This window comes from Fictibacillus sp. 5RED26 (assembly GCF_015903895.1).
Classification (GTDB): Bacteria; Bacillota; Bacilli; order Bacillales; family Fictibacillaceae; genus Fictibacillus; species Fictibacillus phosphorivorans.
Map to the genome: position 1 here is coordinate 153,157 of NZ_JACZDU010000006.1, position 16,068 is coordinate 169,224.

Sequence of the window (16,068 nt, forward strand, 5' to 3'; positions counted from 1 at the left end):
CCTTATTATTTTTATATATTCCGGACAAGCTGCGTGCCTGGTGCATCCCGGACATCCCGAGGATATACTCCTAACCCGCCATCTACGTCTAAATCTAAGTTTCCATTTAACTTAAAGGCCGACCATACCAGTTTGGAACAGTTCTTATCACCAACATGTGAAGTCGAACGGTTGGTCACGAAGTTATAAGAATATGCGTCAATGCCTACACGGCTAAATGCCCAGTTTGCAGCATTATTACGGTTCGTCGAGCTTGTTGTAACAGATTTTACTTGTGCATCACCTTGATCCACTTTTCGTAAAGTGGTTGAGATCGTCCTCACACCTGTTTCAGGGACAGATTCAACAATGACGTCGCTCGAATAATACATGCCCACGTGTCCATGGTTCATGTAGGCCGTTTGAGATGCGGTGTAATAGAAGTTTCCTTTTGAACTAGGTCCAACAGAAACGGTTCCACCGCTGCTGCCCATTGTGCCAACCTTACCGCTTTGTTGCTTTTCTTCCTTGCTCTTTGTTTGATCATGTTTCAATTCTCCGTAGATTTTTTTAAGAAGTGCATCCTCTGTATCTCCTGTGTTCTTTACGATAGCCTGAACACTAGAAAGCAACTCAGCTGATGTTAAATCTGGCTGCATACTTAGGATTTCATCTTTATACGAAGTCTGATTTTGAGCAAAAGCACTTGGTACCGAAAAAGCTGTGAGACAGAATGCTAAAACACTAGTAACTAGATGTTTTTTCATATTCCAAACCTCCTGCCGTAATACGGGACCCCTTTGTCGACATGTTCAATTTACCATTTATATACAGATGCGTAAATACGAAAACGAATAAACAGTAGGGTGGACTTATGAGGGAAATGAAAGATACACCTAAAGGACTGTGCGTGCTGCACATAAAAAGAAGAGAAACAGGTCAAAAGGTATTGAGAAAGACTAGTAAGATTGGATGCATAGGAGGTTTGTGTGGATAACGAGATTTTGAAAAGATAAGAATGAATGATCATAAATGGAGTATTCTCTTATGAGCTGTGGAGTAAATCCGTGTGGGAAATAAATTGTGTGGGGTCAGACCCCTCTAAACTTTCTATGAAACAGCCGATACTTACTATGAATTGCCTAAACAGGCGAAATTTTAACAAAGTAACACAATTTCGGAGAAAGATGAGGGACGAATTCGTGGAAAGAAACAAAGAACTGATTGATTCATTATTGAAGCTTCAGGAGCTATTAGACACACTACCAGACACTGTAGAATCCATACCTGCTTTCACACAATACATCCGCTCTTTTTTACGTATTAAACCAACCGGCAGAACGTTGCCTACTATTGAGATGATGACCATGTTCAAAAAACGAAAGCCAAACTTGTATCAACTGTTTAAGCGGCATTCAAACGATGACATGCTATCGATGTTAACAAATCTAGATATGGATTATGAGCTAGCTCAACTAAAGATCGAACGTATTCTTCAAGGAGAGGTCATCGCCTAATAAGCGGTGTCTTTTTTATTTTCGTTATTCTTCGTTATAATGAGTGAAAGGAGTGAGGACATTTGCAAAGTGTTGGATTTATCGGAACAGGTGTAATGGGAAAAAGCATGGCCGGCCACTTGATGAATGCAGGTTATCCAGTCCATGTTTATACGAGAACGAGAGCAAAAGCAGAAGATCTTCTTGAAAAAGGAGCTAAATGGGCAGACACACCAAAAGAAATCGCTCAAAACTGTGATGTGATCATCACGATGGTCGGCTATCCGAAAGATGTAGAAGAAGTTTACTTAGGTGCAGAGGGATTAGTCGCTCACGCCAAAGAAGGTTCTTATTTAATCGATATGACAACTTCTAGTCCGCAATTGGCGCAAAAAATTGAGCGTACGGCTGCTGAACAGAATATCGCAACGCTTGATGCGCCGGTTTCAGGCGGGGATATCGGTGCGAGAGATGCCAAGCTTTCCATTATGGTAGGTGGTTCTGATTCCGCATTCCACGATATGGAGCCCATCTTCTCAAAAATGGGTACGAACGTTGTTTATCAAGGAAAAGCTGGATCTGGTCAGCATACGAAAATGTGCAATCAGATTGCAATCGCCTCAGGTATGATGGGAGTTTGCGAAGCGATTCTTTACGCGGAAAAAGCGGGATTAGATCCAGAGAACGTACTGAAAAGTATTGAATCTGGTGCTGCAGGAAGCTGGAACCTTAGCAATCTTGGACCAAGAATTCTAAAAGGAGATTTTGCTCCTGGCTTTTACGTGAAACATTTTATTAAAGATATGAACATCGCATTAAAATCTGCTGAAGAGATGGGCTTATTGACACCAGGATTACAACTCGCGAAAAAGCTATACGATGAGCTTGCTGAGATGGGTGAAGAAGATAGCGGAACACATGCATTATATAAACGTTTAGCAAACCAAGGGTAATTCACCTTGGTTTCTTTTTTTTGCTCTTTACAAAACGTAATAATTACGATTAAATATAGGGTGCATTGCTATAAAATTTGAGCGAGAATACTAGATTTCATTCATAAAGAAACTAGTATATAAATAAATTAAACTGTTGGAGTAGAGGAGCGTTAGACGATGAAGGACCTCGCAACAAGAGATATTATAAGAAAAGAAATGATAGGGCTCTTATTGCTAGCTATCTTTATTATTTCTTTTCTATTTATGGAAGAAATTAAAAATGATTCTGTATTTGATAACTTGCCAAGTTCCATCATGCATGTGAACACGGTGTTTCTAAGTATTTTAATAGAAGCGGTTCCTTTTATCTTACTCGGCGTTTTTGTTTCTGCATTAATTCAAACTTTCGTAACAGAACAGCATATTCAACGGTTGATTCCAAAGAATCCATTTTTAGGAATCGGTGTTGTACTCTTTATGGGAGTGATTTTCCCAGTCTGCGAGTGTGCGATCATACCTGTCGTAAGACGCTTGATCAAAAAAGGACTTCCGCTACACCTTGGAACGGTTTTTCTATTAACTGTCCCTATCGTGAACCCAGTTGTTATCCTATCCACTTTTTATGCATTTCGTAACAATATGGCAGTCGTATATGGCAGAATTGGACTGGCACTTCTTGTGGCGATCATTATTGGATTGATCGTATATTGGGCTTTCCGTAATAAAGATCAACTCAGATTACACATTGAGCATGGAGCTCATGATCATTCACATGGTATTACGATGAGTCGCTGGAAACAAACGGTGTATCATGCATCTGATGAATTCTTTGATACTGGGAAGTTTCTTATTTTTGGCGCGTTTTTAGCGAGTATGTTCCAAGTATTCATCAATCGTAATGACCTTTTGGCGCTTGGTGGCAATGAGTGGTCATCAACAGGTCTGATGATGGGGCTTGCTTTCTTGCTATCCATTTGTTCAGAGGCGGATGCCTTTATCGCCGCTTCATTCGGAAGTACATTTACGGTGGGTTCGATCATCGCGTTCTTAGTATACGGTCCGATGCTTGATGTGAAGAACATGCTTATGATGTTCGCTTATTTTAAGACGCGCTTTGTATTTGTGTTAATGGGATTAATAACATTAACCGTATTTGCTGTAACCATGATTTATCAGTTTGTGGCTTAGAAAGGGAGGTAGGATACGATGAACAAAGAGAGTCGAGATTTTCATACGTACTTAAGAGGTATCATCTTAATCGGCTTTATGCTCCTGCTGATCGGTTTAATCACAACAGGAAAGCTGAATTATTATGTAGCACCGAAAATGCATATCTTTGTTTATTTTGCGATCGGTATATTAGGGATACTAGGTGTGATGCAGTTCTTTAGAAGATCCGATGAACAGCATGATGATGCATGCGGATGTGGTGTAGATCATACGCCTAAGGGCAGACCGCTTAAGCATTTCTTCATCTATATGATCTTTGTGATTCCTCTTCTTACAGGTTTCATGATTCCAGAAAAAGCGATGGATAGTTCCGTTGCTGAAAATCGCGGCATTCGTTATGGAACAGGATTGTACGCGAAACCAGCTCAAAAAACGGATGAAGGTAAGGTGACTACAACACAGAATATTGATGTTGAAGCTTATTTAGATGATCCTGAAGGATATATTCAGGAGATGGAAAAGAACGTAAAGGAAGAAAATCCGGTCGAAACTTACGATGTTACGGCGTATTATAAAAAGTTCGGAAAAGAACAGTTGGCGAAGGAAAAAGTGAAAGTAACATCTGATCACTATCTGGACACGATGACTGTTTTGGATATCTACCTTGATAAGTTTAAAGGAAAAGAAATAGAGACTACTGGATTCGTGTATCGTGAAGACGGAATGAGTGAGAATCAAGCCGTTATTGCACGCTTTTCGATGAACTGCTGCAGCGCGGATGCCGTGGTATATGGAACCATTATTGAAGGCGATGAAGTTTCAAAACTTAAAGAAGATGAATGGTACACCGTAACAGGAACCATTGACGAAACAGAATTGAACAAAGTCCGTCTGCCGTTAGTGCAGGTTGAGTCTTTAGAAAAAATCAAGCCACTCAAAGATCCTTATGTGTACCCGAGTCCAGAGAGTTTGGGAGCTTATTAACATACAAGGACAACGTTAAAAGGACCCTTCAACAGGGTCCTTTTTTACTGTGCATGATGTGTAGATTTCTTAAATGTATATGTCTTATACTGTCCATTATCAGATGAATATTTTAAAAGATTTCTATTTTGTGGAATCCCCTGAAAATAAGCTCCAATGCATCCTGTTGTACATCTGTGTCCAGAAAGGAGAATATTCATATCTGGTTGATAACTAACTTCTATTTCGCGTAAGAAGCTAAAAACGCGTTCTACATAACTATTGATATTTTCTACTCCTTTGTATCGATTAGAATCAGGAATAAATCCATCAAATATGACTTCGCTTTTCTTCAAGTGATCGGCTTCTCCTAGGTCAAAAACGTCAAGTCTGCTGTCGATACTAACCTTTATCCCAGTTGCTATCTCAGCTGTCTGAATGGCCCGTTCTTGTGGAGAAGAAAAGACATGATCAAATCTTATATCTTTAAGCTGTTCTCTCAAACGTTCTGCTTGTGTAATTCCAACTTGATTTAGAGGAAGTCCCATTCTACCTTGCAGCCTTTTTTCTTTATTTAAATCCGTTTCTCCGTGCCGAATAACATATATCATACATTCAGCTCCCTATTTCCTTAGTAAGCTTGGCGAACCACTGCAATATAAATTGGACAGATTATTTCGTAAATTGGACAGATTATTACATGAAATAGACAGATTTACATTTAGATTGGACAGATTCTCCTGTCAATCCGCTAAATTACTAAGGGGCAAGCCCTTAGTACACATACGTTCCAACAACAAAGAGTTCGAACAATACGGTAAGTCCGATAAAATAAGAGACTTGTGCAAATAATCCCCAATCCTTATCTCTAGCAACCTGCATCACCCACAGTGCTATAGCGGAAATGATCACAGGAATGATGAACGAGCTGCCGGTAAAGGTGAGGTACTTCGGCGCTAGCGTATAGAATGTGTTGTTAAACAAAGACTGGATGACATAAAGCTGTGTAATCACAAAAAGTGCGATCGCAGTCCACTTTGCCCAAGGTTTTTCGTCCTCAATGATATCAATTCGTACAAAATATAGAATACCTAAGAACAATACAGACGGTACTACCCAAATAAATGCGTTAGTCATGGCGATGAACGAAACTACAAAAGCCGTGAACGCGTCAAACGTAGCGTTGTAGACATCTTGCTTTCCTACTTTTGTACTGTCATTCTTTATCTCCGAATCTTGGCTTGCTAAATAAAGTCTATAATCACTGACAGATTCAGCTTTTAGCCAAGCGATTGTCTTTTCATCGACCTGTAACGGATATACTGAGAAATCAGTCGTTGTACTGATTCGTGCTGCTTCCCATTTGTCGCCATTTAATGTTGCTTTGTAAATGTTGCCCGCTTCCTTTTTAGTAGAAATCGGTCCTTTCGCTGCAAAGAGAATGATAGGCTTGTCATTTTCTACGTTCAATTGTTGATAGGAAGGATTCTCGATTTCATACCCAAGCTCTGAGCTATATAACTTTACATTGCTAAAATCGACTGTCGTAAGCTGATCCTTTGGTGCTGCACCGTAAAACGTTTTAAACGTCTTCGTTCCTTGTTTAGAAGAATAAAAGGTATACATAAAATGAACTTGATCAGCTGCTTCAGCAAAGCGGAAGTTATAGATTTTATCTGTCGGCGTTTTGTTGTATCGCGTAATAGATTGAGCGCTATATTTTCCGTCAGCTTCTTTTAAATAAAAAGCTTCCATTTCTACTTTTTCACCAACAGTCAGGATAAATGATTGAGATGCAGGGTGACCTGATAATTCTGATAGCTTTTCTTTAGCTGTAAAGATAGATTGACTTTTTCCATCTTCAGGATTGTATACAAAAACTTCATTACCTTTTGAATAAGCAAAGCGATCTTTAGCATCAGCCAGAAGATCTACATCTTTATCTACAACGGTTTGTTTTCCGTCTTCATACAGAATAAGCTCACCACGAGAAATAAAGGCGATCTGTTTTCCGTTTGTCCAATAGTTCGCTCTTTCATCAAGTGGGAGTTTCTCTGTCTTTTCAGAGACTAGATTTAGATTTGCATCTAAAGTCGTCACTTGTAACCCATCTTTTTGATGTGTGTAAGCATAGTATTGGTCATCTTTTTTTATAACAGTTGGTTCAGCACTAATGGATTGTGCAGATGTCTCCACTGAACGGCTCCAATCAGGGTTGGGAAGCTTTCTTTCTTGACTGACATTATTCCAGATCACTGCTCCGATCAGTATCAAAACGACTGCGAAAGGAAGCAGTAATGCTCTGTAATTGGATTGATTTCTTTTCTTGTTCTTTTTGGTTTTTACATTCGAATTCATGTTGATAGATCCCCCTATTTTGTATAAAACGACAAATTAATACTATTCGTTAAATTAGACGTATTTCCCTGTAAAATATTTTCAATTTTTTTATAAAAAGAATGTGTGGGATGAGTTGATCCCATGTTGTCTCTGTGTAAGTTTTTGTAGAATAACAATCATTCCCCCGGAAATATTGTCGAATATCATCAACGGATTTTTAAAGTGGTAGAACAGAACTGGTGGTATAATGTGGTTTATATACTATTTATAGAAAGTAGGGAGAAGGCGTGGAGCAATTCGTTCATATTTATGTGACTAGTGATATTCATGGCTATGTTCTCCCGTTAACGTACGGAAATAATGAAAAAGCGGAAATAGGATTGGCTAAAACCACAGGATTATTAAAGGAACATATGTTTAACCGCCCCAACACTTTCCTTATTGATAACGGAGACCTGATTCAGGGAACGCCACTTACTTATTATCACGCTAAAACAGATCAAGCTGATGTGAATCCGATGGTTCTTCTATTAAATGAACTGAATTACGATGCTGCGATAATAGGAAATCATGAGTTTAATTATGGTCTTCCTTATCTATATAAAACAATTGATGACTCAAAATTCCCTTGGCTTTCGGCTAATATTGTTCACCAAGGAACAGAGAAACCTGTATTTGGACAACCTTTCGTAATAAAAACTTTTGATTGTGGGTTAAAAGTAGCACTCTTAGGATTAACAACACAATATGTACCGAACTGGGAGAATCCAGAACATATTAAGGGTCTTGACTTTCTAGATGCGGTGGAGACGGCAAAGAAATGGATTCCTTATCTACGATCGAAGTCGGATGTCATGATTGTTTCCTATCATGGTGGGTTTGAGAGAGATCTCAGAACAGGGGAACCGACGGAATCGCTAACGAAAGAGAACCAAGCGTATCAGCTTTGTATGGAGGTTGAAGGGATCGATGTGCTTGTAACCGGTCATCAGCATCGCTTGCTTACAGGTGAGGTGAACGGAGTGACGATCATTCAACCGGGGACACAAGGAACTGAGCTAGGGTATGTAGAAGTTAAGGTCAATGGTGAAGGTGATTCATGGGAAGTGAAGGATAAACGAGCGAGACTACTTTCTGTGAACGACCACGAACCTGATCAGCAGGTGTTGAATCTGATTCAGCCGTACGAAATGAAAACTCAGAAATGGCTAGATCAGCCTTTAGGACAAGTAGACGGGGATATGACGATTACTGATCCTATGTTAACGAGGCTAGTTGATCATCCGTTTATTGAATTTATTAATAAGGTTCAGATGGATGCTGCAGGTGTTGATATTTCGAGTACAGCTCTTTTTGATGACCATTCCAAAGGGTTCTCGAAACATGTTACGATGCGCGATATCGTTTCAAACTATGTGTACCCAAACACGTTAAAAGTCATTGAGCTTACAGGGCGAGATATGAAGGATGCATTAGAACGGTCAGCTTCTTATTTTTCTGTGAATGAAGAGGGTGATCCGATAATCAACCCAGCGTTTTCAATTCCAAAGCCTCAGCATTACAACTACGACATGTGGGAAGGTATTGATTACACGATTGACCTGTCAAAGCCGCTCGGACACCGAATTGTAAACTTAATGCATAAGGGAAAACCAATTGAAAGCAACTCCTTATACGAAGTAGTTATGAACAATTATCGTGCAGGTGGAGGCGGTGATTATCCCATGCTGAAGGGGAAGCGTGTTGTGAAGGATATTCCGATCGATATGTCTGAACTAATGGCAAACTATATCTTGAATAGAGGTACGATACAAGCGACATGTGATCACAACTGGCGTGTAATGGTTTCATCTTCCTTAAAAAATAAGAGAAGCAGGTGAAGCGGGTGAAAAAGTGGGGTTGGTTTGTATTTGTAGTCATAGTAGTTTTGCTTGCTGGATGTTCGAGTGAGGAAAAAAGGACGTTAAACGATAAAAACTTAACACTGCAAGATCATCCAAAAGGTGCTTATCCACGCTATTACGATCAAGTTTCTAAGAAAGAAACACTAAAAGCGGTTCCGTTCTCACTGGAGCTGCCTGATCAATTGCCGTTTAAAGTCGCTCTTTCAACTTATCAGATTTCCGATTGGGGTGAAAAACGAAATATTTTGGTAGACTCCGTTTTTTATCCGGAACAACAAGGGCAGAATGTTTATTTAGCTTATCGAGTATCTAACTTTCTCCCGAAAACCGAGAAATTAGAAACGAAAGACGAAGTTGAGCTTAGTGATGGCACGGATGCTTATTTTTCAGGAAGTAATGATCTTCCTATCCTTGCTTGGAAAAAGGATGGTTTATTTTATAAAATGGAGTACTTAATAAAGGAAGATACAGACAGAAAAACGGAGAAAAAGAAGCTGATTGAAGCGGCAAGTTCTGTTTTTGAATAATTTTATAAAATTTATGGCCGTGGGGGATTGTTCTCTTGCGGCTTATTGTTTGAAATTCAGTAGTTTACAGTAAAATATGATAATATGGTTCAAAGGAGGGGATATTCTTGCAAAAATTGGAGTTTGAATTTGCATGGGACAAGACTATAGCCCGCCAAGACAGAGAAGAGATAGAACGAGTCTTTTCTGAATTGCATTCAGAAGAACATGTGAGACAGCAGGCTGTGATTTTGAAAACAGCTTATAACCATAAAAAAGAATTTTTAGTGACTGTGCTTGTAAATAATTATTCGACAGGGCCTTTCTCTTTAATTGGGAAAAAAGTGCTGTATGAAGAAGAGGAGCATACGATTGGTGAAATGGATTCCCGTTATACGTTGGAAGTTCCACCTGAAACAAGTATGCCATGGACGTTTATTTTTCCAGAAGCAGCACTAGGAAGAAAGCCATCTCGAGAGTATGGAAAATTAATCATCATGTAAAGCGAGGGAAACGTGTGAGAACGATTATTTGGTTTATTTATTTTTGGGGAATTTTATTAAAGTTGATCCCCTCATTAAACCGTGTAAAAAAGTTTTATCAAGCTGGAAAGATAGAAGAGCGGGACTGGTTGGTTGATCAGAAAGTAAAAGAGTGGTCAACTTCGCTCGTTAAGCTTAGTGGGACACGTGTCACAGTAAGCGGTGAGGAAAACATCCCGAACGATACAGCTGTGCTTTTTGTCAGCAATCATCAAGGTAACTTCGATATTCCGATTCTTTTAGGCTATATCCAGAAACCGAAGGCATTCATTTCGAAGATCGAGGTTAAGAAGATGCCTTTTATCGGGACATGGATGGAGCAGTTGAACTGTTTGTTCATGGATCGTAAGAATGTAAGACAGTCTGTTCAAGCGATCAATGAGGGAGCCAAACTGCTGAAAAACGGAACATCTCTTGTTATTTTTCCTGAAGGAACGAGAAGTAAAGGTGACGCTATGTCAGAGTTTAAAGCGGGAAGCTTCAAACTAGCGACTAAATCTGGTGTTCCGATCATTCCTGTTACGATTAACGGCTCGTATAAAATAATGGAACAACAAGGATTTTGGATCAAGCCAGCGGAAGTTCACCTTACCGTTCATCCGCCGATCTATCCAGAACAACATCAAGATGCTAAAGAATTGGCAAGGGTGTCAGAGGAAATTATTAAAAACGGTGTAAAAAAAGCCGTTTCTTAAGTGGATCTGATCTAAGAAAGTGCGAATGTTGGCGAAAACAGCTTAACGAATAACCTGTACGAACAGCATGGATATTTGTTATTATTGGGATAGAAGGTAATAATTTCTAGGAGGAATACCATGACAGGAACAATTACAGTCATTATGATATTCTCAATTCCCATTATTGCAATCGTACTAGGTCATTTTCAACAACAGACGAAACTTAAACATAAGATGCTACAAGATGAGATAGAACTGGAACGTTTAAAGCATGACAACTATGTGATCGAAACCCAAAAGATGAGGATTGAACTCGAACAGATGAAACTGCTCGATTCGCCGGATCAGAAGAAATCGGTATAAAAAGAGGATGCCTCAAAAGCTAATTGCTTTTGAGGCATCCTTTTTGTTAGAACCTTTTTTATCTGTAATTGATAAACTGTACGTCGATTGGCAGGTTTGCTTCTTTAACAAGCGCAATAATCTGCTGAAGATCGTCACGGCTCTTTGCCGTTACACGAACTTGATCATCTTGAACTTGGCTTTTCACTTTAAGTCCAGAATTCTTGATCAGCATATTGATTTTCTTTGCGTTGTCTTTATCGATTCCAGTTACAAGCTTTGCACGTTGGCGAACAGTTCCACCTGAAGCTTGCTCAATCTTGCTGTAATCTAAGTTTTTTGTTGGCACGCCACGTTTGATCAGCTTTGTGATCAAAACATCTTTTAGCTGCTCTAGCTTGTACTCGTCGTCAGAAACTAAAACGAGCTCTTCACTGGATTTGTCGAGTGTGATCTCACTTTTACTACCCTTAAAATCATAACGAGTTGTGATTTCTTTTGTCGCGATATTGATCGCATTGTCTACTTCTGATAGATCTACCTGTGAAACGATATCAAATGAACTTTCTTTAGCCATTTTGTGAAACCTCCTGACGATTACTTCGTTTATATAGTTACAGTATAAATACATTGTGGTTATGTTTCCAGTTTGTACACATTCTTTTCCGTGGAAACGGGTACAAAGTATAAGTTTTTATGTTAAAATGAAGGCTGGAAAATTTACAGAATGTTTGAACCACTAGGAGGAGTACTTGTTGCTTCATTACAAAACGTACACACACGAAAAAAATCATCAATGGGTGATTTTTGTCCATGGAGCTGGGGGCAGTTCATCCATATGGTATAAACAGCTAAGAGAATTCAAACAACATTTTAATATTTTGCTTGTCGATCTAAGAGGTCACGGCAAATCACAATCCGATACATTTTTATTAAAAAAATATTCGTTCAAAGAGGTCAGCCTCGATGTGCTTGAGGTAATGGATCATCTAAAGATTCAAAAAGCTCATTTCGTAGGAATTTCTTTGGGGACAATTTTAATTCAAACAATTGCTGAACTCTATCCAGACCGAGTGGCTTCTATGACGCTTGGCGGCGCGGTTACAAAAATGAATTTCCGCTCGCGGTTCTTGATTGCGATGGGGAACCTATGTAAATCGTTCATCCCGTACATGTGGCTTTACAGCTTGTTTGCTTGGGTGATCATGCCGAAAAAGAGACATGAAGCTTCGCGTTCTTTGTTTATTGGAGAAGCAAAAAAGCTTTGTCAAAAAGAGTTCAAGAGATGGTTTAAGCTCACCCTGAAGATTAATCCATTTCTGCAAAGTTTGCGTAAAAAAGAGATTCCAATCCCTACGCTTTACATCATGGGTGAGGAAGATTATATGTTCTTACCGCCGATTCAGGCGTTCATTGATAAGAAGAAGCATTCGAAGCTTTTAACTATTAAAGATTGCGGACATGTATGTAATGTAGACCAGCCGGAGCTTTTTAACAAGAGTTCGATTGAGTTTATTCGCAAGCAGATTGCTGCTGCACCGAATGCTTCATAAAAACAGGTGTTTGCGTAAACTTTGTTGTTCTTGAAAGTGGTTGATTTTCGTTTCAGGTGTTCGCTTTCCGGGGGGCGTGCGGTGAGCCACCTCGGCGCTATGCGCCCATAGGTGTCTCACCTGTCCCGCTGATCCCCCAGGAGTCTCACACCTTACACTACAATCAACTTGTCACGGATGCCTTTTAAAGATGACGGTAGTAGCTACTAACTTTAACAGCTAAGATTAAAGACAAGATAAACAAAAGAAACGACCCTTCCAGCAGGGTCGTTTCTTTTGTTTATTTAGTTTTGCCAATTATTAATCGTAGTCCCGGGTCCGGAAGATGGGGTGGTGAACGTATGATTTGTTCCACTTTCCCAGATTACATTTCCTGCGGAATCTTTTTTGATGAACTTGAATTCTAGTGCTCTACCCGCTGGTACACTGATGTCGTAGTACCATGTTGGATACGCTGCGATGATTTGATTGTAAAATGGTCCTACAGCTTTTGCGGCATTCCAATTTCCTAGTTCTTCGGTGTTTCCTACAACATAAACGTTCTGTCCGGTGCTTGTGTAGGCATTGTTGATCAAGAATCGCACGGAGCTTTGGGATCCAGATAATATATCAATCGGTCCGTAGCCAGTACTTACCGTTCCAGAAGAATTTGTTACGGTTACTTGGTAGCTTCCCGCTGATACTGCAGGAACCGTAACTTTGATCTCGTCGTTGCTCCATGATTGAACGTTTGCATTCACGGTGCCTATCTTTACGGTACCCGTCGAGGTTCCGAAAGCATCACCACTGATCGTGAGTGAATTGCTTGGTTTCGCCATAGCTGGACCAACTCCACCGATAACCGGAGTAGAACTGCTGCTATTATGTGCATATATGGCTGTTTCGCCTGGCGATAGATCAAACGCAGAAATCGTTCCACCTGATACTGTAATATTACTCCCTGTTAAGAGACCCGTTAATTGATCAGTATAAGTTCCAGCTGGTAACGCTGTAGCAGCTCCACTCACGTTATAACTCGTTGAAGTACTTTTGTTTACTGCGACTAAGACAACATCGTTTCCAAACTGTCTTTCGTATACGTAAACATCATTGTTGATCCAGCGCTGTTTTGTTTTTCCGAAGCCAAGGGCTTGATTCGTTTTTCGAAGGGTAGAGAGCTTTTTAATGATCTGATATGCCTTGGTTGTTTGACTAAAAGAAGTCATCTTTCCTCGGTTGTTTGGGTCTCCGTTACCAGACATATATTGTTCTGTTCCATAATAGATGTTAGGAACACCGCGTGATGTGAGCATAACGGCAAGTGCTAGATCTGTCTTTTTCGTATCCGCTCCGTTCGTATGAAAACGATCCATATCATGATTATCAAGGAATGTTACTTGATCGATCGGCTGTTCATATTTGGTTTGGGTTTCTGTGATCATACTGTCAAAACCATACCAGCTATCCGAATTGTTGCGAAGCACTTGGCGGAGTTCTTGACCATAACGGAAATCCAGCAGTGACATTCCGTATTTGTTCGCAAAATCATAATAGTTTTGGTCGACTTCATTTTCTCCTAAGAACCATTCTCCAAATGTAAACACAGGCTGATGAGAATTTATCGTTTCCATAAATGTTTTTTGCCAGCCGAACGGCATATGTTTGACCGCATCTACACGAATACCATCGATTCCCATGTTTAGCCATTGTTTGATCGCATTCTTGAAGTACGTATCTACGGTTGGATTTTGGTGGTTAAAATCAGCGAGGTCATATAGATTACGATAGATTCCATCTTCTATCGAGGAGAAATTCGTTCCTTTGTTGTGATGAAACAGACCTTTCGTATCGTTTGTATACCCACCGACAAGTGTTCCGTTGTCATAAAGTTTACCGTTCTCCATATAGCTTGGCGTGTCCTCAGATGCTGGAGATGTGTGGTTCGGTGCAAAATCAATTATGACTTTGATGCCTTTGGCGTGAGCGGTATTGATTAAGTTTTGAAAGTCAGTCATGCTTCCGAAATAAGGGTTGGCTTTCTTAAAATCCCTGCCCCAATAGCCATGATAAGCCGTGGTGCCAGCCGCATCATTCAATACGCTGTACACATTCTCAACTGGCTGTGAGATCCAAAGTGCTGTAACACCCATATTCGTTAAATATCCATCATTGATCTTGTTGATGATTCCTTGCCAGTCGCCGCCGCAATATTTTCGAAGATTGGAACAGTCACTGCTGAACAGGCTTCCTGTAGGATTATTTGATGCGTTTCCGTCTGAGAAACGATCGGTCATAATCTGATAGATTACATCTTGACCATAGTTAACCTTGTTGAAACTAGAAGCTTCTACGGTTGGTTGGCTGTCTTGAAAGGGAAGGTTTGAGAACGTTAAAGACAAACTAAGTGCAGCTGAAACGAATAAGCTTTTTTTCATGCGGTTATTCACTCCTTTTTTAGAAAATAAAAAACCCCGTTATTCGCAAGGAATAACGGGGTTGTCTTGAAATAAACATTGCCCTCAAGTTTTTACATGTAATAGCGCGCTCTATTACTCTCATTATTCAAATTAATGTAAACGCTGTCAATTAAGTTATTCATGGCCTGAAGGACAAACATTGATACTTAAAGGAAAGACAGAATGAAAATGATTCAAAAGTAATTTTTGCTTGTGAGAAGAAGGTATTTAGACTTAGGTTTTCTTTAGAGATCATTGATTTTCTTCTTCACTTTTTTCATCAAACTATTATTTAGAGTGTTCACATGCTCCTCATTTTTGACCAAAATTCGATAAGCATCAATGATGGATAGAGTACGAGCCAAAATGTAGACCCCGATGCCTATCAATGCAATAAAAATCGGGTTGTACGGAGTTAATAAGTCTACGTCCACCCATTCTTTTTTTATGATTAAAAAGAAGATAGCTCCTCCAACAATAGAGCAGATTCCAATCATCATTACCGCAGTATATTTACTTTTTATCTCTTCGTATCTAATTTTTAAATCTTTTAAAGTGTTTTGGTCAAAAATCAGCATCTCTTTCTTAAGTAGGCTGTATCGATCCTCTTTTATGTGTCCTGCTGTAATCGTTCCAATTCCAAGAACGGCTATTAAAATCGTTAGTAGAGTAAAGGTGATTGGATCTTCCTTAAATAAGAAGTAAGGAATCGTTGAAAAGATTAACAGACTAAATCCAAGGGCAAGGTATTTCGAGATTTTATTTTGAGATAAAAGGTATCCTTCCGCCAACTCTTTGCTAACATAATAACCATTTTCATTCTCACGACTTTCTTCAACCGTATCTTTCAGTAAGTAATCAATAGATACTTCAAAAATGTTACCGAGCATCAATAGTTTTTCCGTTTCAGGAAAGCCCTGACCATTTTCCCATTTGCTGATCGCTTGTCTGGTTGTATTTAATTGCTCGGCGAGCGCTTCTTGTGAGAGGCCTTTTTGTTTTCTAAGCTTAAAAAGTTTTTCACTGAATGTCATAGGTGAGCTCCTTTCATTTACTCCTTTAATTGTAGTTAAACAATGTATGGTTTTCTATATTTTAGCAGATGCACTATGTCAACTTGAGGTTGCACCTATGTAATATCTACTAAAATAGGTTTGAAGGCATTAGAAAAACGACCAAGTAAATTGGTCGTATAAAGGGTGTTGGTTGCTTCTTATTCAGGTTGG

Annotated in this window: 16 protein-coding genes; 10 read left to right on the forward strand and 6 right to left on the reverse strand. The window is 39.5% G+C overall.

The window, feature by feature from the left end:
* Window positions 1–11: 11 nt before the first annotated feature.
* A complete protein-coding gene (locus IHV10_RS18685; protein WP_197133002.1) occupies window positions 12–746 on the reverse strand; it encodes a hypothetical protein in 735 nt (244 codons plus the stop codon).
* A 435-nt stretch (window positions 747–1,181) separates the two neighbouring features.
* Here IHV10_RS18685 and IHV10_RS18690 point away from each other — a divergent pair, with 435 nt between their 5' ends.
* The 4 genes from IHV10_RS18690 (at window position 1,182) to IHV10_RS18705 (ending at window position 4,564) form a co-directional block, all read left to right on the forward strand.
* A complete protein-coding gene (locus IHV10_RS18690) occupies window positions 1,182–1,496 on the forward strand; it encodes a hypothetical protein (protein WP_197133005.1) in 315 nt (104 codons plus the stop codon).
* 62 nt (window positions 1,497–1,558) lie between these two features.
* A complete protein-coding gene (locus tag IHV10_RS18695; RefSeq protein WP_197133008.1) occupies window positions 1,559–2,428 on the forward strand; it encodes an NAD(P)-dependent oxidoreductase in 870 nt (289 codons plus the stop codon).
* A 159-nt stretch (window positions 2,429–2,587) separates the two neighbouring features.
* The gene (locus tag IHV10_RS18700; protein WP_197133011.1) at window positions 2,588–3,598 is read left to right on the forward strand and encodes a permease; all 1,011 of its coding nucleotides are present in this window, start codon (window positions 2,588–2,590) and stop codon (window positions 3,596–3,598) included.
* Between the two features lie 18 nt (window positions 3,599–3,616).
* Complete coding sequence (locus tag IHV10_RS18705) at window positions 3,617–4,564, forward strand: TIGR03943 family putative permease subunit (RefSeq protein ID WP_197133013.1); 948 nt, start codon at window positions 3,617–3,619, stop codon at window positions 4,562–4,564.
* Window positions 4,565–4,608: 44 nt separating this feature from the next.
* Here the strand turns inward: IHV10_RS18705 and IHV10_RS18710 are convergent, their stop codons facing one another.
* Together IHV10_RS18710 and IHV10_RS18715 are read right to left on the reverse strand one after the other, a co-directional pair.
* Window positions 4,609–5,154, reverse strand: a complete 546-nt coding sequence (locus IHV10_RS18710) for a histidine phosphatase family protein (RefSeq protein ID WP_197133015.1) — start codon at window positions 5,152–5,154, stop codon at window positions 4,609–4,611.
* Window positions 5,155–5,317: 163 nt separating this feature from the next.
* Window positions 5,318–6,901, reverse strand: a complete 1,584-nt coding sequence (locus IHV10_RS18715) for a hypothetical protein (RefSeq protein WP_197133017.1) — start codon at window positions 6,899–6,901, stop codon at window positions 5,318–5,320.
* Between the two features lie 269 nt (window positions 6,902–7,170).
* Here IHV10_RS18715 and IHV10_RS18720 point away from each other — a divergent pair, with 269 nt between their 5' ends.
* The 5 genes from IHV10_RS18720 (at window position 7,171) to IHV10_RS18740 (ending at window position 10,875) form a co-directional block, all read left to right on the forward strand.
* Entirely contained in the window at window positions 7,171–8,763 is a 1,593-nt protein-coding gene (locus IHV10_RS18720; RefSeq protein ID WP_197133019.1) for a bifunctional metallophosphatase/5'-nucleotidase, read from the forward strand.
* Between the two features lie 5 nt (window positions 8,764–8,768).
* Window positions 8,769–9,314, forward strand: coding sequence for a hypothetical protein (locus tag IHV10_RS18725; protein ID WP_197133021.1), 546 nt, complete (start codon window positions 8,769–8,771; stop codon window positions 9,312–9,314).
* 107 nt (window positions 9,315–9,421) lie between these two features.
* Complete coding sequence (locus IHV10_RS18730) at window positions 9,422–9,796, forward strand: SLAP domain-containing protein (protein ID WP_197133023.1); 375 nt, start codon at window positions 9,422–9,424, stop codon at window positions 9,794–9,796.
* Window positions 9,797–9,810: 14 nt separating this feature from the next.
* A complete protein-coding gene (locus IHV10_RS18735) occupies window positions 9,811–10,530 on the forward strand; it encodes a lysophospholipid acyltransferase family protein (RefSeq protein ID WP_370629677.1) in 720 nt (239 codons plus the stop codon).
* Between the two features lie 120 nt (window positions 10,531–10,650).
* A complete protein-coding gene (locus IHV10_RS18740) occupies window positions 10,651–10,875 on the forward strand; it encodes a hypothetical protein (RefSeq protein ID WP_066399175.1) in 225 nt (74 codons plus the stop codon).
* A gap of 58 nt (window positions 10,876–10,933) precedes the next feature.
* On the opposite strand, the gene IHV10_RS18745 is transcribed toward IHV10_RS18740, so the two are convergent.
* Entirely contained in the window at window positions 10,934–11,431 is a 498-nt protein-coding gene (locus IHV10_RS18745) for a YajQ family cyclic di-GMP-binding protein (RefSeq protein WP_197133028.1), read from the reverse strand.
* Between the two features lie 178 nt (window positions 11,432–11,609).
* On the opposite strand from IHV10_RS18745, the gene IHV10_RS18750 reads away from it, so the two are divergent.
* Window positions 11,610–12,407 carry an alpha/beta fold hydrolase gene (locus IHV10_RS18750; protein ID WP_197133031.1) on the forward strand — a complete coding sequence of 266 codons (798 nt, stop codon included), beginning with the start codon at window positions 11,610–11,612 and terminating at the stop codon, window positions 12,405–12,407.
* A gap of 284 nt (window positions 12,408–12,691) precedes the next feature.
* Here IHV10_RS18750 and IHV10_RS18755 read toward each other — a convergent pair whose 3' ends face one another.
* Both IHV10_RS18755 and IHV10_RS18760 read right to left on the reverse strand, forming a co-directional pair.
* Entirely contained in the window at window positions 12,692–14,821 is a 2,130-nt protein-coding gene (locus IHV10_RS18755) for an alpha-amylase family glycosyl hydrolase (protein WP_197133033.1), read from the reverse strand.
* 266 nt (window positions 14,822–15,087) lie between these two features.
* Entirely contained in the window at window positions 15,088–15,876 is a 789-nt protein-coding gene (locus IHV10_RS18760; protein WP_197133035.1) for a helix-turn-helix domain-containing protein, read from the reverse strand.
* Window positions 15,877–16,068 lie beyond the last annotated feature (192 nt).